This window comes from Amycolatopsis sp. NPDC021455 (assembly GCF_040640995.1).
Classification (GTDB): domain Bacteria; phylum Actinomycetota; class Actinomycetes; order Mycobacteriales; family Pseudonocardiaceae; genus Amycolatopsis.
The window spans coordinates 73,204-93,920 of the sequence record NZ_JBFACT010000030.1; the positions used below are offsets into that span (position 1 = coordinate 73,204).

A 20,717-nucleotide genomic window follows, 5' to 3' on the forward strand; every position below is an offset into this window, starting at 1 on the left:
TCGTGACTGAACGCACGCTGGTCCTGGTCAAGCCCGATGGCGTCGCGCGCGGCCTCGTCGGCGAGGTCGTCTCGCGGATCGAGCGCAAGGGCCTGAAGCTCGCCGCGCTCGAACTGCGGACCGTTCCGCAGGCGCTGGCCGAGGAGCACTACGCCGAGCACAAGGAGCGTTCGTTCTTCGGCGACCTGCTGGAGTTCATCACCTCGGGTCCGCTCGTCGCCATCGCCGTCGAGGGGCCGCGCGCCATCGCCGCGTTCCGCCAGCTCGCCGGCGGCACCGACCCGGTCGAGAAGGCCACCCCGGGCACCATCCGCGGCGACTTCGCGCTGGAGACCCAGTACAACCTGGTGCACGGCTCGGACTCGCCGGAGTCGGCCGAGCGCGAGCTGAAGCTCTGGTTCCCCGACCTGTGACCGGCACCGGGGCCACGTTCGCGCGTGGCCCCGGTTCCCCCTTCCGGAGCACCCATGACGACCATGCCGTTCCCGGCGCGTGACTACCTTCCCGTGCTGCGCGAGCTGACGGGCGCGTTCGCCGCACGGCTGCGCACCGGCGACCCGGCCGCGAAGGTGCCCGACTGCGGGGACTGGACACTGGCCGGCCTGGGCACGCACCTCGGGAACGTCCACCGCTGGGCCGCCACCGTCGTCACCACCGGGCAGGTCCAGCCCCAGAACTTCGAAGACGGCCCGGGCGGCGCCGACTGGTACGCCGAGAGCGCCCGGCTGCTGCTCGACGCGCTCGACGCCGCCGACCCGGAAGACCCGTGCTGGCACTTCGGCGGCACCGAAAAGACCAAGGCGTTCTGGTACCGCCGCCAGGTGCACGAAACCGCCGTCCACCTCGCCGACTCGGGGAGCGACCACCTCCCCGACCCGGCGGTGGCCGCGGACGGCGTCGATGAGGTTCTCGGCACCCTCCTGCCCCGCGTGACGCGCTGGCACGCCGTGCCCCAGCTGCCCGGGCCCGTCACCCTGCGCGCCACCGACACCGGCGACGTCTGGACCGTGCACCCCGGCGAGCCGCCCGCGCTGGGGCCGGCCGTTTCTGGCGCGACTGTCGAAGCTCCAGCGCGCGATCTCCTGCTGCGCCTGTGGAAGCGCACCGGGCCGGACCCGCGCGTCACCGGCGAGGCCGCCGAGGCGCTCCTCGCCGCACCGCTCACCCCGTGATGGTGTTCTAGACCATTCAGGCGGCGTTCACCGGGAAGTCTTCCCCCGGCTGTGCCGGTGCGCTGTGCTGGTCGGGCTCGCTCTCACTCGATACTGGGGTACCTGGTGAAGAAGTCACGCGTCGCGCTGCCGTTCGTCGCGCTCTTTGCGACGGTGTTCGTCGTCCCCGCCCACGCCGACCCCCTGTCCGCGCCGCTCGGTACGCCGCCGGTCGAGGCCGCGCCCGCCGCGTCGTCGGACCGCGAAGGGCCCTTCGTGGCGGCTGCCGCCCCCGACGACGGGCTCGTCACCGGCAGCGCGACCACCGAGGTCGCCCCCGGGCTGAACCTCACCCAGTTCGACCGGTTCGACCCGGCCGGCTGGATCCGCGGGGACACCCTCGCCGTCGACCTGGGCAGCAAGGTGCTCAAGCCGACCTACCTGAGCCCTGGCACGGTTTCCGCGCGCACGCCGTTGTCGCAGCAGGTCGCGCGGGCGGGCGCGGTGGCCGGCGTCAACGGCGACTTCTTCGACATCAGCGCCACCGGCGCGCCGATCGGCGTCGGCATCGATCGCGGGCAGCTCCAGACCGCTCCCGCGGCCGGGCACAACCTCACCGCGTCGATCACCGACGCGGGCAAGGCGCGGCTCGCGTCGGTCTTCCTCGAAGCGAGCGTGACACTGCCCGGCGGCACGGTGAAAGCGACCAACTTCAACAGTCCCGTCCTCGGCACGGACGCGATCGGCGTCTACACGCCGTTGTGGGGTGCCTCGGCCCGGAAGTCTTCGGTCGCCGGCGCTTCGCGCGTGCTCGAGGTGGAGCTGCGCGACGGCGTCGTCACCGGCGTGCGCGAGCAGCCCGCGGACGGCCCGATCGCGGCGGGCACGACGCTGCTGCTCGCCCGCGAAGCCGGGGCGGACGCCCTGGCCGCGCTCAAGCCGGGTGACCCGGTCGGCGTCACCTACGCGCCGCGCTCGGACGCCGGGAAGATCGCGGTCGCGGTGGGCGGCAACGAAGTGCTGCTCCGCGACGGCGTCGTGCAGCCGGTCGACGACGTGGCCATGCACCCGCGCACGGCGGTCGGCTTCTCCGCCGACGGGACGAAACTGTGGCTGGCCACTGTGGACGGACGCCAGGCCGACAGCCGCGGGATGACCGAGCTGGAACTGGCGCGCCACCTGAAGAGCCTCGGCGCCGACGACGCGATCAACCTCGACGGCGGCGGGTCGTCGACGCTGCTGGCACGCAACGAGGGCGAAGCCGCGCCGAGCGTCCGGAACTCGCCGTCCGACGGCGGGGAACGCCTGGTGCCCAACGGAATCGGCTTCGCGACCGTGCCGGGCAGCGGCAAGCTCACCGGCTTCGCACCGGCGCCCGCGGTGGCGGCGGAGGGCGCCGACCGCGTGCTGTCCGGCCTCTCCCGGCACCTGGTCGCCGACGGCCACGACGAGACGGGCGCCGCGGTCGCCGCCGACCCGCGCTGGAGCGCGTCGGATCCCAGGCGGGCGACGGTGACCCGGGGAGTCGTCACGGGTCACCACGCGGGCCGGGTCGACGTCGTCGCGCGCTCGGGCCGGGCGTCCGGGAAGACGGCGCTTTCGGTGCTGGGCGAGCCGGTCCGGCTCGGCACGAGCACCGAACAGGTCGCGCTGTCGGCGGCGGGCGCGAAGAGCACGTTCGAGGTCTACGGCTACGACGCCGACGGCTACGGCACCTGGCTCGAACCCGACGACGTCAAGCTGGACTACGACCACTCGGTCGTGCGGATCGAGCCGTCGGGCGACGGGTTCGCCGTGACCGCGCTGACCGCCTCCGGCGCGACCGCGATCACCGCGACGGCCGCGGGCCTGACGACACACCTCGCCGCGTCCGCCGGCACGGTGGCGCAGGTGGCGTCCCCGCTGGACGGCCCGGCGGGCTGGGCGGCGACGGTGTACCCGGCGGTCGTCGGCGCGGCGCTGTCGGCGGCACCCGGGCGGGACGGCCAGGGGCTGGCGCTGGACTACCGGCTCACCGGCACGACCGCCACGCGCGCGGCGTACGTGACGCCGTCTTCGCCGCTCCCGGTTCCTCCGGGGACGCAGAAGATCGGGCTGTGGGTGAACGGCGACGGCAAGGGCGCCTGGCTGCGAGCCGAACTGCGCGACGCCGCGAACGTGGCGTCCATTGTGGACCTTTCGCTGAGCGTCGACTGGACGGGCTGGCGGTACGTCACCGCGGCGATCCCGGCCGGGCTGCCCGCCGGGCAGCGGCTGGCCCGCTTCTACGCCGTCGAAAACGTGCCGGACCAGCAGTACGAGGGCCGACTGGTGTTCGACGACCTGACGTTCGAGGTGGCACCGGCGACGACCGTGCCCGCCGACCCGGCCCCGCACGACCCGGCGCTCGTCACCGACGGCGTTCTGGCCGGCGGCCTGCGCGTCGCGGTGGTCAGCGACGCGCAGTTCACCGCGGACGACCCGGCCGGGCCGCTGGTCGCCCAGGCCCGCCGCGCCCTGCGCGAAGCCGTCGCGGCGAAACCGGACCTGGTGCTGATCAACGGCGACTTCGTCGACCGCGGCACGGCACCGGACTTCGCGCTGGCCCGGCAGGTGATCGCGGAAGAGCTCGACGGCAAGGTGCCCTGGTACTACCTGCCGGGCAACCACGAGGCGGAGGCCGGCAACGGGCTCGCGAACTTCCAGGCCGTCTTCGGGGTCACGCACCAGGTCGTCGACGTCCACGGCATCCGGCTGGTGCTGCTGGACTCCTCACGCGGTTCGCTGCGGGCCGGCGGGTTCGACCAGGTCCGGATGCTGCGCTCGGCGCTCGACTCGGCGGCCGCCGAGGAGTCCGTGCGCGGGGTGGTCGTCGCCATGCACCACCCGGTGAAGGATCCCAGCCCGGCCGGGAACTCCCAGCTCGGCGACCGGAAGGAAGCGGCGTTGCTGACCCGGTGGCTGACCGGGTTCGAGCAGGCGTCCGGCAAGCCGGCCGCCGCCGTCGCCTCGCACGCGGGCGTGTTCTCGCTGTCCCGCGTCGACGGGGTGCCGTACCTGGTCGACGGCAACTCGGGCAAGGCACCCGCGGCCGCCCCGGGCGACGGCGGCTTCGTCGGCTGGACGCTGCTGCGCTTCGACCCCGCCGACCGCGCCCAGCCGGTGCGGTTCGAGACGCGGCCGAACGTCGACTCGCTGTCGCTGACCGGGCCGTCGTCGATGGCGCCCGGCGACCGCGCGGAGGTGCGCGCTTCCGTGCGGCAGGGGGCGCGGGACGTGCCGGTGTCCTATCCGGTGAGCGCGGACTGGCAGGTCGGCCGGGGCGTCGTCGCGTTCGACCCCGCGACGGGCGTGCTGACGGCGGTGCGGCCGGGCGTCGCACGGCTGTCGGTCACGGTCAACGGGGTGACCCGGACGCTGGTCGTGACCGTGCGCGGCTGACGGGCACACCATCTCCCGGTGTGCCGTGGCGGCTAATCCGTTCGGTTTTTGTCGGTGGTGCGTCCTATGGTGCGAAGCGTGGACGAATCGGAGGAGCGGGAACCGGCACTCGTGCAGGCCAAGGCACTCGTGAAGCGCTTCGGCGAGTTCGAGGCCGTGCGCGGGATCGACGTCGAGGTGCGGCGCGGGGAGGCGTTCGGCTTCCTGGGCCCGAACGGCGCCGGGAAGTCGTCGACCATGCGGATGATCGCGTGCGTGTCGCCGAGGACCGACGGTGACCTCCGCGTGCTCGGCCTCGACCCGGAGACCGCCGGGCCGCGGATCCGCGCCCGGCTCGGCGTGGTGCCGCAGCAGGACAACCTGGACGTCGAGCTGACCGTCCGGGAGAACCTCCTGATCTACGGCCGCTACTTCGGGCTGTCACGGGCGGCGGCCCGGCGCAAGGCCGAGGAGCTGCTGGAGTTCGCCCAGCTCGGTGACCGGGCCGAGGACAAGGTCGACCCGCTCTCGGGCGGCATGAAACGGCGGCTGACCATCGCGCGCTCGCTGGTCAACGACCCGGAGCTGCTGCTGCTCGACGAGCCGACGACGGGGCTCGACCCGCAGGCCCGGCACCTGCTGTGGGACCGGCTGTTCCGGCTCAAGGCCCAGGGCACGACGCTGATCGTCACCACGCACTACATGGACGAGGCCGAGCAGCTGTGCGACAGGCTGGTGGTGATGGACAACGGCCGGATCGCCGCGGAGGGCTCGCCGGCCGAGCTGATCAGGCGGTACTCCACGCGCGAGGTCGTCGAGCTGCGGTTCGCGTCGGGGGAGCAGGGTGCGGCGGCCCGGCAGGTGGAGGGGCTCGCGGAGCGGGTGGAGGTGCTGCCGGACCGGGTGCTGCTCTACAGCGACGACGGCGAGGACACCCTGGAGCGCGCGCATTCCCGCGGCGTGCGGCCGTTGTCCAGCCTGGTGCGCAGGAGCTCGCTGGAGGACGTGTTCCTCCGGCTCACGGGCCGGACGCTGGTGGACTGATGGGAACCGCTCTCACCCGCGTGATGGACTCCGGCCGCGCGGTGGCCCTGCCCGCGCGCCCTGCCCTCGCGCCTCCTGCCCCGGCGGCGTCCGGTTCCTCGGCCGTCGGCGCCCCGCACACCGGCCGCGCCCGCTCGCTCCCCGCGTTCTCCGGGAGGCGGGCATGACGGCCGTCGAATCCACCGGCCGCGTGGTCGGCAAGTGGCAGGGCGCCTGGCTGCGCGTCGAAGGGCACTGGACCTGGTACCGCAGGCACTGGCTGTCCACTTTGTACTCCACCGGGCTGCAGCCGGTGCTCTTCCTCGCCGCGATGGGGCTCGGCTTCGGCTCGCAGGTGCGGCCGGGCGCGGTCACCGGCGGCCTGTCCTACCTGCAGTACATCGCGCCCGCGCTGCTCGCCGCCGGTGCGGCACAGCAGGCGGTCGGCGAGTCCAGCTACCCGGTGCTGTCCGGGTTCAAGTGGCAGAAGGACTACCTGGCGGTCACGGCCACCCCGGTGTCGCCGGGGCAGGTCTTCGGCGGCCACCTGATCTGGTCGGCGCTGCGGCTGACGCTGGCGGGCGCGATCTACGCGTTCGTCGCGCTCTTCTTCGGCGCCTGGACCGGGCCGGGGGTCCTGCTCGTGATCCTCGCGGGCACGGTCACCGGGCTCGCCTGCACCACGCCGATGGCCGCGCTGGCGGCGCGGACCTTCGACGAGGGGCAGCGGTTCGGGCTGATCTTCCGCTTCGTCGTGATGCCGATGACCTTGTTCTCCGGCACGTTCTTCCCGATCTCGCAGCTGCCGGCCGCGATCCGCTGGCTGGCCTGGCTTTCCCCGCTGTGGCACGGCACGCAGCTGGCCCGCGGCGTCAGCGTCGGCGGGGTCGGCGGCTGGGCGATGCTCGGCCACTTCGCGGTGCTGGCGGCGTTGTTCGCGGCCGGGTGGGTGCTCGCGCACCGGGCCTTCTACCGGAGGCTGGTGGTCTGAGTGACGACTGTCGAGACCCGTGCCGGCCTGCTGCTGCGCATCCTCCCGCCCGGGCTGTACGCGGGCCGGGCGCGCATGCTCGTCGAGCGTTCGGTCATGGTGTACCGCGGCGGCTGGCTGATCTTCCTGTCCGGCGCGGTCGAGCCGTTCCTGTACCTGCTGGCGTTCCAGCTCGGGTTCGGCAGGCTGGTCACGGAGGTGGCCGGGCCGGGCGGGCAGCCGATGAGCTACGTCGCGTTCGTGGCGCCGGCGCTGCTGGCGACGTCGGCGATGAACGGCGCCGTGTTCGAATCGACGTACAACCTGTTCTTCAAGCTGCGCTACGCGAAGCTGTACGACGCGATGCTGGCGACGCCGATCGGCCCGCTGGACGTGGCGCTGGGCGAGCTCGGCTGGGCGATGACCCGCGGCGGTGTCTACGCGGTCGCGTTCCTGGCCATCGCCGCGGCGATGGGGCTGGTCACCTCGTGGTGGGCGCTGCTGATGATCCCGGCCGCGCTGCTGGTCGGGCTGGCCTTCTCGGCGATCGGCATGGCGCTGGTGACGTTCCTGAAGTCGACCTCCCAGTTCGACTACATCCAGCTGGGCCTGACCCCGATGTTCCTGTTCGCGACGACGTTCTTCCCGCTGTCGGTGTACCCGGAGCCGCTGCAGTGGGTGGTCCGCTGCCTCCCGCTGTACCACGGGATCGAGCTGATGCGCGGCCTGGCGACGGGCATCCTCTCCGGCGGCATGCTGGTCAACCTGGCCTACCTGCTCGTCCTGGGCGCGGTGGGCCTGTGGGCCTCGACGCGCCGGATCGCGAAGCTGCTCCTGACGTGACGGCGGCGGTCACCGGGCCGGGTCGGGCCGCCCGCCCCGCGGCGCGGCGGCGGCGAGCGCGTCCACCATGCCGTGCCCGTAGAAGCCGTTGAACCCCTCGTACCCCGCGCAGTAGGCGTCCTGGGTCCCGTCGCCGGTGAGGTCGTAGTCGGCCGGGCACGGCATCGGCATCGCCTGCGCTTCGAGCGTCCGGCGCAGCTGCCGCGGCCGGGCGTCCGGGGCGGCGGAGGCCAGCAGCGCGAGCACCCCGGTGACGTGCGGCGCGGCCATCGACGTGCCGCACAGCGGCGCATACCCGCCCGGCACCGTCGAGAGCACGCACTCGCCGGTTTCCCCGCCCGGCGCCGTGACGTCGATCACGCCGAGCCCGTAGGAGCTGTAGCCCGCCTTCACCCCGTCGGCGCCGACGGCGGACACCGCGACGACGTCCCGCAGCCCGGCCGGCAGGGCTTCGCAGCCGGAGCCCGCTCCGGGCGTGCCGGAGCGCGCCGACGGCTGCAGGTCGACGGCCTCGTTGGTCGCTGCCGCGACGTTCAGCGTGCCCGCCGAAGTGCTGTACTCGACCGCGCGCGCCAGCGCCTCGTGCACGACCCCGCGGTCGTCGCCGCGGATGCACGACAGCGTCCACGGGTTGACGAAGTAGCTGCTGTTCGTCAGCCGCATGTGCCGTGCGGCCGCCCACATCAGCCCGCAGACCGCGGCTTCGGGATCGGCGTAGCCGCGGTCGTCGATGACCTTCACCGACGCCACCCGCACCCCGGGAGCCACCCCTGTCACGCCGCGCCCGTCGTCGGCCGCCGCGATGATCCCCGCGACGTGCGTGCCGTGCACCGACGTCGTCGGCGCCCAGGCGGACGGCGAGCGGTCGGGGGCGCCGGTCAGGCAGCCGGCGGAGTCGCCCGCGTCGAGGGCTTCGGCGAGGTCCGGGTGGTCCGGGTCGATCCCGGAGTCGAGGACGCCGACGACGACGTCGCGGCTGCCGTCCGCGGCCCCGCGCGCCCGGCCGGCGTTGATCATCCGCATGTCCCACTGCCGCGCGCTCAGGTCCGCGGACGGCACCTTCGCGGGATCGGTCCGGGGAACCGCGGCCCGGGCCGGCTGGGGCTTGGCCGAGTCCGTCGCGCGCTGCGCGGCCAGCCGCTCGGCCTGGGCGCTGAACGCCCGGTCGAGCCCGATCCGCGCGCCGAAGCCCGCGTCGCCGGAGGTGGCGACGGCGACGGCGATCTGCGGGTAGTAGACGGTGGTGGTCCCGCACGCCCCGGCGATCCGCGCGCGGGCTTCGTCCTCGTCGGTGCCGCGGTCGAAGGTGACGACGTAGCGCAGGGACCGGCCGTGGCCGCAGCCGGGTTCGGCGGCCACCGCCGGACCGGCGGTGACGCAGCCCGAAAACGCCAGGACGGTGCACACGGCCGCCCGCAGGGGCCGCGCCAGCAGGGACACCGGACCTCCCACCGGATGCAGGGACCGCGGGTGCCCGGCGCGCGAGATCCCGGTCACCCCGAGCCGCACGGTAGCCACCCCGTGCCCGGTGGACAAGCGCTGTGGCCAAGTTCCCCCGGCAGGGTTCCGGCGAAGCCGGGCGCCCGGACCCCGGAAACGCGGGTCCGCTCGCCGGGCGAGCTGCCCGGCTCGGCCCCTGGTCGCCGGTCACCGGGGGCCGCGTGGTTTCGCGGGCCGCGAATGGCCAGGCGGGGACTCCCACGGCGCGCCCGGCGGCGTGGGCGGAGGTACCGAGTACACCCGAGCAGTCACCCGGTGTGGGATACTCGGGGAGGCCACCGGGCCGCGGGGCGCACGTGAGAGGTGCTGCCTGCGGCGTTGTGGCCCGGTGATGTGCATGATCTTCCGCGACGCGCGTCGCCGCCCGCGAACCGGGCGGCTGGACGACGTGGCGGGCGGTCCGGGGGCCGCGAGTGCCTTATGCACGCCGCCGAGCAGACCTTTGACCGGGTTGCGCCCCGCCGGAACCGGTGGTGCGCGGCGCCCGGTCGTCGGGCAAGGATTCCCGCCGCTGGTGACCACCACGGCGGAACGAACAGAAAGGGGCCCCTGCGCGGCCGCGTCCCTGCCGGTGAACACCGGCAGACGCGCCCGGGGGCGGAGGAGACATATGTCGAACGCGGAAACACCCGCCGAGCACGCCGGCGGGAATCCCGCCACACCCACGACCGGCCCGCTGGCCGACCTGCCCGCCCGGATCCGGGTGCACGCGCTGGCCAAGCTGCTCGAATCGCACAGCCGGGACGTCCTCGCGAAGCTGGCCGAGCTGGGCGAAAGCGTCCGGAGCGCGCAGTCGAGCGTGACCAGGGAAGTGGCGCTCAAGGTGGCCGAGGCGCTCGCGCCGGCCGAGACCGGCGGCCAGGCCGGCGAGGCCGCCCAGGCTCCGGAGCAGGCGGCGCCGGCCGGGCTGCCGCCGGTGCCCGAGATCCCGGTCGCCGAGGCCGAGAAGCCGCGCCCGCGGCAGAAGACCCGTGCGCACCTGCCGGTGTTCGCCGCGCCGTCGCCGGTCTTCCTGCCCCCGGAGCCGCCGGAGCCCGCGGCCAAGCCGGCCCGCAAGCCGGCCGACCCGTTCGCGGAGCCGGAACCGCGCCCGGAGCCCGAGGCCGCCGAGGAAGAAACCGAGGACACCACGGCGGCCGACACCGGCGCCGACGAAGAGGGCGAGGACGGTGGCAGCCGCCGCCGTCGCCGCCGGGGCCGTCGCGGCCGTGGCCGGGGCAAGGGCGCCGAGGGTGGCGACGAGACCACCGAGAACGAGGACGACCAGGCCGAGGAGCCGCGGCGCAAGGGCCGCAACGGGGACGAAAAGCCCGAAGCGGACACCGAAGAGGCCGAGGAAGCCGCGTCCGAGACCGACGCGGACGCCGACGAAGGTGAAGGGGAGGGCGGCAGCCGTCGCCGTCGCCGTCGCCGTCGCCGCAAGGGCTCGGACGGCGAAGACGCCGAGGCCACGGGCACCGACGACCCGCCGAACACGGTCACGCACGTCCGCCAGGCCAAGACCGAGGCCGCCGAGCGCCCGGCGCGCGACGAGGTGCGCAGCGTCCGCGGCTCGACCCGCCTGGAAGCCAAGCGCCAGCGCCGCCGTGACGGCCGCGAGGCGGGCCGCCGCCGCGCCCCGATCCTGTCCGAGGCCGAGTTCCTGGCCCGGCGCGAGTCGGTCGAGCGCACGATGGTCGTCGCCGAGCACGGCGACTCCACCCAGATCGCGGTGCTCGAGGACGGCGTCCTCGTCGAGCACTTCGTCACGCAGTCGGGCTCCGGCTCGATCGTCGGCAACGTCTACCTCGGCCGCGTCCAGAACGTGCTGCCGAGCATGGAAGCCGCCTTCATCGACATCGGCCGCGGCCGCAACGCCGTGCTGTACGCCGGCGAGGTCGACTGGGACGCCGCCGGCCTGGAGGGCAAGGCCCGCAAGATCGAGCAGGCGCTGTCCACCGGCGACTCGGTGCTGGTCCAGGTGACCAAGGACCCGGTCGGCCACAAGGGCGCCCGGCTGACCACGCAGATCTCGCTGCCCGGCCGCTTCCTCGTCTACGTGCCCGCGGGCGGTGCCACCGGCATCTCCCGCAAGCTGCCGGAGAACGAGCGCCGCCGGCTCAAGGACATCCTCAAGCGGATCGTCCCGGAGGACGCGGGTGTGATCATCCGCACCGCCTCCGAGGGCATCAGCGAGGAGGAGCTGGGCCGGGACGTCGACCGGCTGAAGGCCCAGTGGGACGTCATCAAGGAGAAGGCCGAGGCCGGGTCGAACCGCAAGGGCGGCGCCCCGACCATGCTCTACGAAGAGCCGGACCTGCTGGTCAAGGTCGTGCGCGACCTGTTCACCGAGGACTTCGCGAAGCTCGAGGTGCAGGGCGAGAAGGCGTGGGAGACCATCCACGCCTACGTCCGGCACGTCGCGCCGGACCTCACCGAGCGGCTCAAGCGCTACACCGGCACCGGCAACGCGTTCGCCGACCACCGGATCGACGAGCAGATCACCAAGGCCCTCGACCGCAAGGTCTGGCTGCCGAGCGGCGGGTACCTGGTCATCGACCGCACCGAGGCGATGACGGTGATCGACGTCAACACCGGCAAGTTCACCGGATCGGGTGGCAACCTCGAGGAGACGGTGACCCGCAACAACCTGGAGTCGGCGGAGGAGATCGTCCGCCAGCTCCGGCTGCGGGACATCGGCGGCATCATCGTCATCGACTTCATCGACATGGTGCTCGAGTCCAACCGCGAGCTGGTGCTGCGCCGCCTCACCGAGTGCCTCGGCCGCGACCGCACGCGCCACCAGGTGGCCGAGGTCACCTCGCTCGGCCTGGTCCAGATGACCCGCAAGAAGATCGGCACGGGCCTGCTGGAGGCGTTCTCGACGCCGTGCGAGCACTGCAAGGGCCGGGGCGTGCTCGTCTCGACCGAGGTGCAGCGCACGAACGGCGGCGGCTCGCCGTCCAACGGCAACGGCGGCAACGGCGGCGGTGGCGGTGGCGGGGAGAAGAGCTCCCGCCGGTCGCGCGGCCGCGGCAAGGGCGACGAAGGCGCCAAGGCGGAATCCGAGGGCGCCGCGAAGGCCGAGGTCCACGCGGTCCCGCCGCCCGAGAAGCGCGAGTCGATCGCGTCCGCGGTGGCGGCGATGGCGAACGCCTCGAAGGCCGCCAAGGAGCACGACCACGGCGCCCTGAACGGCAACGGGCACGTCCCGGAGCCGGCCAGGGAGGTCGGGGACGTCCCGGCGACCACGGAGGCGGACGAGGCGCCGGTGGCGGCCGAGCCGCCCGCCGAGCCCGCCCAGGAGGTCGCCGGCACCCCGGTGACCACCGAAGCGGACGAGGCGCCGGTGCCACAGGAAGAGGAGCCCGAGGTCGAGGCGTCGCCGGCTCCGGAGCCGGCGGAAGAGCCGGTCAACGAGTCTTCGGAGCCGGCCCAGCCGGTCGCCGAACCCGAGGTCAGCGTGCCCGAACCGGCCGTGCGCTCCACCCGGCGCCGGCCGCGCCGGGCGGCGTCGCGGCCGGCGGGCCCGCCGGTGCACGCCTCGGACCAGAGTCAGTGAACGACTAGGGGGACCCCGGTGGTAACGCACCGGGGCACCCCACGTAACCTGTAGTACGGCCTGCCACCAGAGCAGGTCGCCTGCGCGAGTCCAGGACCGCCTTTTCCTCAGGTGGGCCGGTTGCGCAAGCCCCCACCCATTGTCGAGTAATGCAGGAGACTTCCGTGTCGGCGTACGCGATCGTCAAGACCGGCGGCAAGCAGTACAAGGTGGCCGTCGGCGACGTCGTCGAGGTCGAGAAGCTCGAGGGCGAGCCGGGCACCGAGCACATCCTCCCCGCCGTGCTGTTCGTGGACGGTGGCGAGGTCACCACGGACGCCGACGCGTTGGCGAAGGTCTCGGTCACCGGCAAGGTCGTCGAGCAGACCAAGGGTCCGAAGATCCGGATCCACAAGTTCAAGAACAAGACGGGCTACCACAAGCGCCAGGGTCACCGGCAGAAGCTGACCCGCGTCGAGGTCACCGCCATCTCCAAGTAGTTCTTCTCCGGATCTTCAGCAAGAAAGAGGACTGAGCTATGGCTCACAAGAAGGGTGCGTCCAGCTCCCGCAACGGTCGTGACTCGAACGCGCAGCGCCTCGGCGTCAAGCGCTACGGCGGCCAGGAAGTCAACGCGGGCGAGATCCTGATCCGCCAGCGCGGCACCAAGTTCCACCCCGGCGTGAACGTCGGCCGTGGCGGCGACGACACGCTGTTCGCCCTGGCCGCCGGCGCGGTCCAGTTCGGCGAGAAGCGTGGCCGCAAGACGGTCAACATCGTGCCAGTGGAAGCCTGATTCGGCTTCTGTCTAGACCTCTGACGAGGGGTGGGGCCGGAATATCCGGTGCCACCCCTCGTTTGTTTTGTGTATCCCCTTCTCCGAGTGAAAGAGGCAAGTCATGGCGTCCCGGTTCGTGGACCGCGCGGTCATCCACCTGACCGCCGGTGACGGGGGCAACGGCTGCGCCTCGGTGCACCGCGAGAAGTTCAAGCCCCTCGGCGGCCCGGACGGCGGCAACGGCGGCAACGGTGGCGACGTCCTGCTGGTCGTCGACCCGAACGTGCACACCCTGCTCGACTTCCACTTCCGCCCGCACGCCAAGGCCGGCAACGGCAAGATGGGCCAGGGCGGCAACCGCGCGGGCGCGGCGGGGGAGACGCTGACGATGAAGGTGCCGTCGGGCACCGTCGTGTTCACCGAGGACGGCGAGCTGGTCGCCGACCTGATCGGCCCGGGCACCACGTTCGTCGCCGCCCAGGGCGGCCGCGGCGGGCTCGGCAACGCGGCGCTCGCGTCGAAGGCCCGCAAGGCGCCCGGGTTCGCGCTGCTCGGCGAGCCGGGCGAGACCCGGAACCTGACGCTGGAGCTGCGCTCGGTCGCCGACGTCGGCCTGCTCGGGTTCCCGTCCGCCGGCAAGTCGTCGCTGATCTCGGTGCTGTCCGCGGCCAAGCCGAAGATCGCCGACTACCCGTTCACGACGCTGGTGCCGAACCTCGGCGTCATCACCGGCGGCGACACGGTGTTCACGATGGCCGACGTGCCCGGCCTCATCCCCGGCGCGTCCGAGGGCAAGGGCCTCGGCCTCGACTTCCTCCGCCACATCGAGCGCTGCGCGGTGCTGGTGCACGTCGTCGACTGCGCGACGCTCGACCCCGGCCGCGACCCGTTGTCCGATGTGGACGCGCTGGAGGCCGAGCTCGCGAAGTACACGCCGAGCCTCGGCGGGAAGCTCGAGGAGCGGCCGCGGGTCGTCGTCCTCAACAAGATCGACGTCCCGGAGGCGGCCGAGCTCGCCGAGTTCGTCCGGCCCGACTTCGAGGCTCGCGGCCTGCAGGTGTTCGAGGTTTCGACGGCCTCGCGCAAGGGTTTGCGGGAGCTGACGTTCGCGTTGGCCGCGATCGTGGAGAAGTACCGCGAAGCGCAGCCGGTGCTGGAGCCGGAGAAGATCGTGCTGCGGCCCCTCGCGGTCGACGACTCCGGGTTCACCGTCGAGGTCGACCCCGAGGAAGAGGGCGCGTTCATCGTGCGCGGCGCACGCCCGGAGCGCTGGATCCGCCAAACCGACTTCGGCAACGACGAAGCCGTCGGCTACCTCGCCGACCGGCTCAACCGCCTCGGCGTCGAGGACGAGCTGGCGAAGCTCGGGGCGCGGCCCGGCAGCCCGGTCACGATCGGCGACGTCCAGTTCGAGTGGGAGCCGTCGACGCCTTCGGTCGCGGTCCACCTGTCCGGGCGCGGCACGGACGTCCGGCTGGAGCGCACCGACCGCGTCGGCGCGTCCGAGCGCAAGGAAGCCCGCCGGATCCGGCGCGAAGGCACGGGCGAGTTCGAGGACGACGACCTGGACGTCGACGAGTGAGCGGCACACGCGAAGCCATCGCCGCCGCGCGGCGGCTGGTGGTCAAGGTCGGCTCGTCGGCACTGACCACCGCGGGCAGCGGGCTCGACGTCGCCCGGCTGGACGCGCTGGTGGACGCGATCGCCGAGCGCGTCGTCCGCGACACCCAGATCGTGCTGGTGTCCTCGGGCGCGATCGGCGCGGGCCTGGCCCCGCTTTCGCTGGGCAAGCGTCCGCGTGACCTCGCGACGCAGCAGGCGGCGGCGAGCGTCGGCCAGCTGGCGCTGGCGCACGCGTACGCCGAGTCGTTCGGGCGGTACTCGCTGACGGTCGGCCAGGTGCTGCTGACCTCCGACGACGTCGTCCGCCGGTCGCACTACCGCAACGCGCAGCGGACGTTCTCGCGGCTGCTGGCGCTGGGCGCGGTCCCGGTGGTGAACGAGAACGACACGGTGGCCACCGAGGAAATCCGCTTCGGCGACAACGACCGCCTGGCGGCGCTGGTGGCCCACCTGATCGGCGCCGACGCGCTGGTCCTGCTGTCCGATGTGGACGGTCTCTACGACGGCGACCCGCGCAACGGCGCCACCCGCAAACTGACCGAGGTCCTGTCCGAGTCCGATGTGGACGGTATCTCGGTCGGCATGTCCAGCTCGGGCCTGGGCACGGGCGGCATGGTCTCGAAGCTGGCGGCGGCGCGCACGGCGGCGGGCGCGGGCATCCCGGTGCTGCTGGCGGCGGCCTCGGAAGCCTCGGCGGCGTTGACGTCGGCTTCCCCGGGAACGGCGTTCGCCCCGGCGGACACGCGCCTGTCGGCCCGCCGCTTCTGGCTGGGCTACGCGGCGGACACGACGGGCAGGCTCCACCTGGACGACGGCGCGGTGACGGCGGTGGTCCGCCGCCGCCGCTCCCTGCTGGCGGCCGGCATCACGGGCGTTTCGGGCGACTTCCAGGCGGGCGACGTGGTGGACCTGGTCGACGCGAAGGACCGCCCGGTGGCCCGCGGAGTGGTCGCCTTCGACGCGACAGAGCTTCCGGAGCTGATCGGCCACTCGACCCCGGAACTCCCGGAGGAGCAACGCCGCGAGGTGGTCCACGCCGACGACCTGGTCCCCCTCCGCCGCTGACCGTGTCGACCCTCCCATCACGAGTGATGCCCCCTCAATCACGTGTGATGCCCCTCCGATCACACGTGATTCCCGTTCCGTCACACGCGCGGGCCTAACCCAGCGAGACCAGGCGGGCTCCGCCGTCGGCTTCCAGGACCGTGCCGGTCAGGTTCCGGTTGGTCGCCGCCAGCGTCACCACCTCGGCGATGTCGTCCGCCGTCGCGACCCGGCGGGCGGGGATCGAAGCCGCCGTCTGCGCGAAGAACCCTGCCCGCATCTCCTCCGGGAACCCGCTCCACCAGGCCGTGTCCACCACGCCCGGCGAGACGGCGTTGACCCGCCGCGGCGCCAGCTCGACGGCCAGCGGCTTGACCAGCGCTTCGACCGCCGCGTTGACGGCACCGATCCCCGCCGTGCCCGCCATCGCCGCCCGGGCGGTGATCGCGCTGAGCAGCGTGATCGAGCCGTCCGCGGCCAAGTGCGGCAGCACGGCCTGGATCGTCGTCAGGTGCGCCCAGAACTTCGCGTCGAACGCCCGCCGCAGCATCGCGAGGTCCAGCGAGCCGATCGGCCCCATGCCTTCGGCGCCCGACAGGCTCACCACCAGGATGTCGACCGTCCCGAGTGATCCGGCCAGCGCGGCCATCGCCTCGGCGTCGCCGCCGTCGGCCTGGTGCCCGGTCAGCCGCGGGTCGCTCGCCGCGACGTCGTCGAGGCGTTCCTTGCCGCGCCCGGTGATGTGGACGTCGTAGCCCTGCCGCTGCAGCCGCCGCGCGGTCGCCAGGCCGATGCCCGAGGTGCCGCCGGCGACGAGAGCGATGCTCATGCTTGTTCCTCATTTCGAACCGGTACGTCTCGTTTCGAAATTCACGCTACCATCGGATCCCATGACCGACCAGTCCCGCCCCGGCCGCAAGCGCAGCGAACAGAGCCGGCTGGCGATCCTCGCCGCCACCCTCGAACTGGTCGCGGAAGCCGGCTACGGCGCGCTGACCATCGAAGGCATCGCGGCGCGCTCGGGCGTCGGCAAGCAGACGATCTACCGCTGGTGGCCGTCGAAGGCCGACGTCTTGCTCGACGCCCTGGCGACGAAGGCGGACCTGCAGATCCCGATTCCCGACGAGGGATCGTTCCGCGCCGACCTCGCCCAGTTCCTGGGCCACACCTTCGAACTCGGCGAGAAGTCCCCGGTCGCGGACACGCTGCGGGCGCTCATGGCGCAGGCGCAGATCGACCCGGAGTTCGGCAAGCGGTTCCGCGAAGACTTCCTGTTCCGCCGCCGGGACGCGCTCGGCCGGATCGTCGAGCGCGCCCGCGAGCGCGGCGAACTCCCGGCGGGCGTCGGCTCCGGCACGGTGATCGATGTCGTGTTCGGCACGCTCTGGTACCGGCTCCTCGCGACGCGCGAACCGGTCGGCCGCGGCCTGGCCGGCGAACTGGTGACGTTGCTAGCCGGTCACGGCGCCTCGACGGCCGAGATCCGGTAGCGCCTCACCGAGGCGCCGAGGATCTGCGCCGCCTGCTCGTCCGACGGCCCGGAGCCGCGGAAGCGGTCCAGGTCCTCGTCGGACTCCCAGCGCTCGTACACCGTGATCCGCCCGGGGTCGAGCAGGTCCGCGCCGAGCGCGTAGTCGAGGCAGCCACGCGCTTCCCGCGCCAGCCGCACGGCTTCCGCGCAGCCCGCGAGGTAGGCGTCCCGCGTTTCGGGCGCCACTTCGAGCCAGCCGGCCACGATGATCATGCGAACTCCCTAAAGCCGTTCCGGCGCTTCGATGCCGAGCAGCGAGAGCCCCAGGACGAGCGTTCGCGCCGTCAGCGTGGTCAGCCTCAGCCGCGACGCGCGCAGTTCCGGTGCGGACGCGTTGAGGACCGGGCATTGCTCGAAGAACCGTGAGAATGCGACCGCGGTCTCGTAAAGGTACGTACACAGCTTGTGCGGCGCGTACCCGTTCGTCGCGGCCTTCACCGCTTCGCCGAACCTCAGCAGCTTCAACGCGAGTGCCCGCTCCACCGGCGTTTCGAGGATCACTTGCGTGCCTTCGGGCGTCCCGCCTGCCTTGCGCAGGATCGACTGAGTCCGCGCGTGCGCGTACTGGAGGTACACCGAGGTGTTGCCCTCCTTGGCCAGCATCCGGTCCCACGCGAAGACGTAGTCGCGTTCCCGGTCGCCGGACAGGTCCGCGTACTTGACCGCGCCGATGCCCACCGCGCGGGCGACTTCCGCCTGTCCCGCCGCGTCCAGCTCACTGCGTTCGGCGACGACTGCCGCGGCCTGCGTCACGGCTTCGGTGAGCAGGTCGGCCAGCTTGACCGTCTCGCCGGCGCGGGTCCGCATGGTCTTGCCGTCCGCGCCGAGCACCGTCCCGAACCCGATGTGCTCGGCGTGCCCGGTCAGCCAGCCGGCCTCCCGGCAGATCGCGAACAGCATCGCGAAATGCTGCGCCTGCGGCGTTCCCACGACGTAGAGCAGGTCGGTGGCGCCGCGCTCGGCTGTCCAGTACCGGACCGTCGCCAGATCCGTGGCGGCGTACCCGTAGCCGCCGTCGCGCTTCCGGACGATCAGGGGCAGCCGATCGCCTTCGCGGTTGCGGAACCCTTCGGGGAACACGCAGACCGCGCCGTCGCTGACCTCGGTGAGACCGGTCTTTTCCAGGTCCTCGACGACCGCGGCGAGGTACGGGTCGTAGAAGCTTTCGCCGTAGATGTCCTTGTCCGTCAAGGAAATCCCGAGCAGCGCGTACACCTCGTCGAAGTGCCGCGTCGACTCGTCGACGAGCTCCCGCCACACGGCGAGCGTGTCTTCGTCGCCGCTCTGCAGCTTGACGACGCGGGTGCGTGCCCGCGTCGCGAACGCTTCGTCGCTGTCGAACTTCCGGCGCGCTTCGCGGTAGAAGGCGTCGAGGTCGGCGATCGCGCGTTGCTCCGCGGGGACGTCGAGCAGGTGCTCGATGAGCATCCCGAACGGCGTGCCCCAGTCGCCGAGGTGGTTGTGCGGCAGCACTTCGTGCCCGGCGAACCGCAGCAGGCGGGCGAGCGCGTCGCCGATCACCGACGAGCGCAGGTGCCCGACGTGCATCTCTTTCGCCACGTTCGGGCTGCTGTAGTCGAGCGCGACCCGCCGCGGCGCCGCGGTTTCCGGCACGCCGAGACGCGGATCGCCGAGCAGCGCGCCGGTACGCGCTTCGAGCCATTCCGTGCGCAGCACGAAGTTGAGAAAGCCCGGCCCGGCGATTTCGGGCGGATCGGCGATCCCGTCGAGCTTCAGCGCCCCGGCGATCAGCCTGGCCACCTCGCGCGGCGGGCGGCCGAGCCGTTTGCCCAGGCTCATCGCGAGGTTGCCCTGGTAGTCGACGCCTTCGCGCGGCGACGCCTGGATCAGCGCCTGGTCCGGCGTCAGTTCGACGTCCAGCGCCCGGCCGGCGGCGGCCACCACGCGGCGCGCCAGCTCCTCGGTAACGTCGGCGGTCTGCACGGTGTCCCTCCTTCGGCTCGGTCACGGAATGCGCAGCGTAGCGAGCGTGACCGGCCGATGACGAAGGGTTTACCGCAGCTCGCTGCCCTTGGTCTCCGGGAGCGTGAGGATCACCGCGAACGCGATCGCGGCGCCGGCGGCGACGTACCAGAAGTAGAGCGTCTGGGACACGGTCCCGAACAGCGTGATGAGCAGCGGGGCGGTGCCGCCGAAGATCGCGACGGTCAGGTTGTACCAGGCCCCGATGCCCAGCCCGCGCAGTTCGGTGGGGAACAGCTCGCTCATGATGGCCGGCGCGATCGACGTCATCGCGGTGTACAGCCCGAGCCCGACGCAGAACACCACGAGCAGGCCGCCGACTGCGGGTCCGATCAAAGTGGACAGCGGCACGATGACGACCGCGGTCGCCCCGGACCACACCAGCAGCTGCGGCTTCCGCCCGAACCGGTCGGACAACGCCCCGAGCGGGTACTGCAGCGCGATGAACAACAGGGTGCCGACCGAAAGCGCGAGGAAGACGGCGTCGGCGCCGGCATGCCGGTTCTTCACCGCGAAGGACGTGAGGGCACTGAAGAACGTGTAGTAGCAAAGGGTCGACAGCATCGTGAAGCCGACGAGCCTGCCGACGGCCTTCGGGTGGTGGGTCAGCGTCGTCAGCAACGGCCGTTCGATCTTCCGCGCCTTGGTCTTCGTCTGCTCGAACAGTTCGGTTTCGGCGATGCTGCGGCGCAGCCACAGCCCGATCAGGCCGAAGACGCCGCCCAGCAGGAACGGCAGGCGCCAGCCCCACGACGAAAGCTGTGCCTTGTCCAGCGTCCGGGCCAGGACGAAGCCGAGCACGGTCGCGACGAGCACCGCCGAGCCGGTCGAGATGTAGAAGAACGCCGAGTACCGCCCGCGACGCTCCGGCGGCGCGATCTCGCCCAGGTACGCCGACGCGTTCGACACCTCGCCGCCCAGCGAGAGCCCCTGCGCGACGCGGGCGAGCAGCAGGAGGATCGGCGCGAGCCAGCCGACCTGCGCGAACGTCGGCAGCAGGCCGATCGCCACCGACCCGCCGGCCATGAGCAGGATGGTGAGGATCATGGCCGGCTTCCGGCCGCGGGTGTCGGCGAAGCGCCCGAGCAGGACACCGCCGAGCGGCCGGAAGAAGAACGCCAGCGCGTACGTGGCGAAGGTGTTGATCAGCGCGAGCGTGTCGTTCCCGGCGGGGAAGAACGCACTGGCGAAGTAGATGCTGAACGTCGCGTAGATCGTCCAGTCGAACCACTCCAGCGCGTTGCCCGCGCTCGCCGCGAACAGCTTGCGCACCGGCAGCCGGTGGCGCTGCGACGCCCGGACGGTGGACTCGGTCATGGCGGCCTCCACGTCACCCGAAGGTGCAACGGGAC

18 protein-coding genes are annotated in these 20,717 nt (G+C 72.7%); 13 read left to right on the forward strand and 5 right to left on the reverse strand.

Going from position 1 to position 20,717, the window contains the following annotated elements; genetic code table 11:
- The first annotated feature begins 2 nt into the window (after positions 1 to 2).
- From ndk to AB0G28_RS28670, 7 genes are all read left to right on the forward strand, one after another.
- Complete coding sequence (gene ndk / locus AB0G28_RS28640) at positions 3 to 413, forward strand: nucleoside-diphosphate kinase (protein ID WP_361095533.1); 411 nt, start codon at positions 3 to 5, stop codon at positions 411 to 413.
- A gap of 54 nt (positions 414 to 467) precedes the next feature.
- Complete coding sequence (locus AB0G28_RS28645; RefSeq protein ID WP_361095537.1) at positions 468 to 1,172, forward strand: maleylpyruvate isomerase family mycothiol-dependent enzyme; 705 nt, start codon at positions 468 to 470, stop codon at positions 1,170 to 1,172.
- 105 nt (positions 1,173 to 1,277) lie between these two features.
- Positions 1,278 to 4,571, forward strand: a complete 3,294-nt coding sequence (locus tag AB0G28_RS28650; protein WP_361095540.1) for a phosphodiester glycosidase family protein — start codon at positions 1,278 to 1,280, stop codon at positions 4,569 to 4,571.
- Between the two features lie 66 nt (positions 4,572 to 4,637).
- Positions 4,638 to 5,594, forward strand: a complete 957-nt coding sequence (locus tag AB0G28_RS28655) for an ATP-binding cassette domain-containing protein (protein WP_361095543.1) — start codon at positions 4,638 to 4,640, stop codon at positions 5,592 to 5,594.
- Positions 5,594 to 5,761, forward strand: coding sequence for a hypothetical protein (locus AB0G28_RS28660; RefSeq protein WP_361095546.1), 168 nt, complete (start codon positions 5,594 to 5,596; stop codon positions 5,759 to 5,761). The genes AB0G28_RS28655 and AB0G28_RS28660 overlap by 1 nt, the downstream gene beginning before the upstream one ends.
- Positions 5,758 to 6,564, forward strand: a complete 807-nt coding sequence (locus AB0G28_RS28665; protein WP_361095549.1) for an ABC transporter permease — start codon at positions 5,758 to 5,760, stop codon at positions 6,562 to 6,564. The genes AB0G28_RS28660 and AB0G28_RS28665 overlap by 4 nt, the downstream gene beginning before the upstream one ends.
- Positions 6,565 to 7,386: an ABC transporter permease gene (locus AB0G28_RS28670; protein ID WP_361095552.1), complete on the forward strand. Its 822-nt coding sequence runs from the start codon at positions 6,565 to 6,567 to the stop codon at positions 7,384 to 7,386.
- 9 nt (positions 7,387 to 7,395) lie between these two features.
- On the opposite strand, the gene AB0G28_RS28675 is transcribed toward AB0G28_RS28670, so the two are convergent.
- Entirely contained in the window at positions 7,396 to 8,826 is a 1,431-nt protein-coding gene (locus AB0G28_RS28675) for a S8 family serine peptidase (protein ID WP_361095606.1), read from the reverse strand.
- A gap of 670 nt (positions 8,827 to 9,496) precedes the next feature.
- On the opposite strand from AB0G28_RS28675, the gene AB0G28_RS28680 reads away from it, so the two are divergent.
- The 5 genes from AB0G28_RS28680 to proB all read left to right on the forward strand — a co-directional run bounded on the left by AB0G28_RS28680 (position 9,497) and on the right by proB (position 15,872).
- Entirely contained in the window at positions 9,497 to 12,427 is a 2,931-nt protein-coding gene (locus tag AB0G28_RS28680; RefSeq protein WP_361095555.1) for a translation initiation factor IF-2 N-terminal domain-containing protein, read from the forward strand.
- Between the two features lie 164 nt (positions 12,428 to 12,591).
- Positions 12,592 to 12,906, forward strand: a complete 315-nt coding sequence (rplU, locus tag AB0G28_RS28685; RefSeq protein WP_086858022.1) for a 50S ribosomal protein L21 — start codon at positions 12,592 to 12,594, stop codon at positions 12,904 to 12,906.
- 38 nt (positions 12,907 to 12,944) lie between these two features.
- Positions 12,945 to 13,202 carry a 50S ribosomal protein L27 gene (rpmA, locus tag AB0G28_RS28690; protein ID WP_361095558.1) on the forward strand — a complete coding sequence of 86 codons (258 nt, stop codon included), beginning with the start codon at positions 12,945 to 12,947 and terminating at the stop codon, positions 13,200 to 13,202.
- Positions 13,203 to 13,305: 103 nt separating this feature from the next.
- Positions 13,306 to 14,766 (forward strand): GTPase ObgE, encoded by a 1,461-nt coding sequence (gene obgE, locus AB0G28_RS28695; protein WP_361095561.1) that lies wholly within the window; start codon positions 13,306 to 13,308, stop codon positions 14,764 to 14,766.
- The gene (gene proB / locus AB0G28_RS28700) at positions 14,763 to 15,872 is read left to right on the forward strand and encodes a glutamate 5-kinase (protein ID WP_361095564.1); all 1,110 of its coding nucleotides are present in this window, start codon (positions 14,763 to 14,765) and stop codon (positions 15,870 to 15,872) included. The genes obgE and proB overlap by 4 nt, the downstream gene beginning before the upstream one ends.
- A 94-nt stretch (positions 15,873 to 15,966) precedes the next feature.
- On the opposite strand, the gene AB0G28_RS28705 is transcribed toward proB, so the two are convergent.
- Positions 15,967 to 16,680 (reverse strand): SDR family oxidoreductase, encoded by a 714-nt coding sequence (locus tag AB0G28_RS28705; RefSeq protein ID WP_361095567.1) that lies wholly within the window; start codon positions 16,678 to 16,680, stop codon positions 15,967 to 15,969.
- A gap of 61 nt (positions 16,681 to 16,741) precedes the next feature.
- Here AB0G28_RS28705 and AB0G28_RS28710 point away from each other — a divergent pair, with 61 nt between their 5' ends.
- The gene (locus tag AB0G28_RS28710; RefSeq protein ID WP_361095570.1) at positions 16,742 to 17,341 is read left to right on the forward strand and encodes a TetR/AcrR family transcriptional regulator; all 600 of its coding nucleotides are present in this window, start codon (positions 16,742 to 16,744) and stop codon (positions 17,339 to 17,341) included.
- On the opposite strand, the gene AB0G28_RS28715 is transcribed toward AB0G28_RS28710, so the two are convergent.
- The 3 genes from AB0G28_RS28715 to AB0G28_RS28725 form a co-directional block, all read right to left on the reverse strand.
- Positions 17,311 to 17,595: an antibiotic biosynthesis monooxygenase family protein gene (locus AB0G28_RS28715; protein ID WP_361095573.1), complete on the reverse strand. Its 285-nt coding sequence runs from the start codon at positions 17,593 to 17,595 to the stop codon at positions 17,311 to 17,313. The two genes, AB0G28_RS28710 and AB0G28_RS28715, sit on opposite strands and share 31 nt — an antisense overlap.
- Positions 17,596 to 17,604: 9 nt before the next feature.
- A complete protein-coding gene (gene argS, locus AB0G28_RS28720) occupies positions 17,605 to 19,326 on the reverse strand; it encodes an arginine--tRNA ligase (RefSeq protein ID WP_361095576.1) in 1,722 nt (573 codons plus the stop codon).
- 69 nt (positions 19,327 to 19,395) lie between these two features.
- On the reverse strand, positions 19,396 to 20,682 hold the full coding sequence (locus AB0G28_RS28725) for an MFS transporter (RefSeq protein WP_361095579.1): 1,287 nt from the start codon (positions 20,680 to 20,682) through the stop codon (positions 19,396 to 19,398).
- Between the last annotated feature and the right edge of the window lie 35 nt (positions 20,683 to 20,717).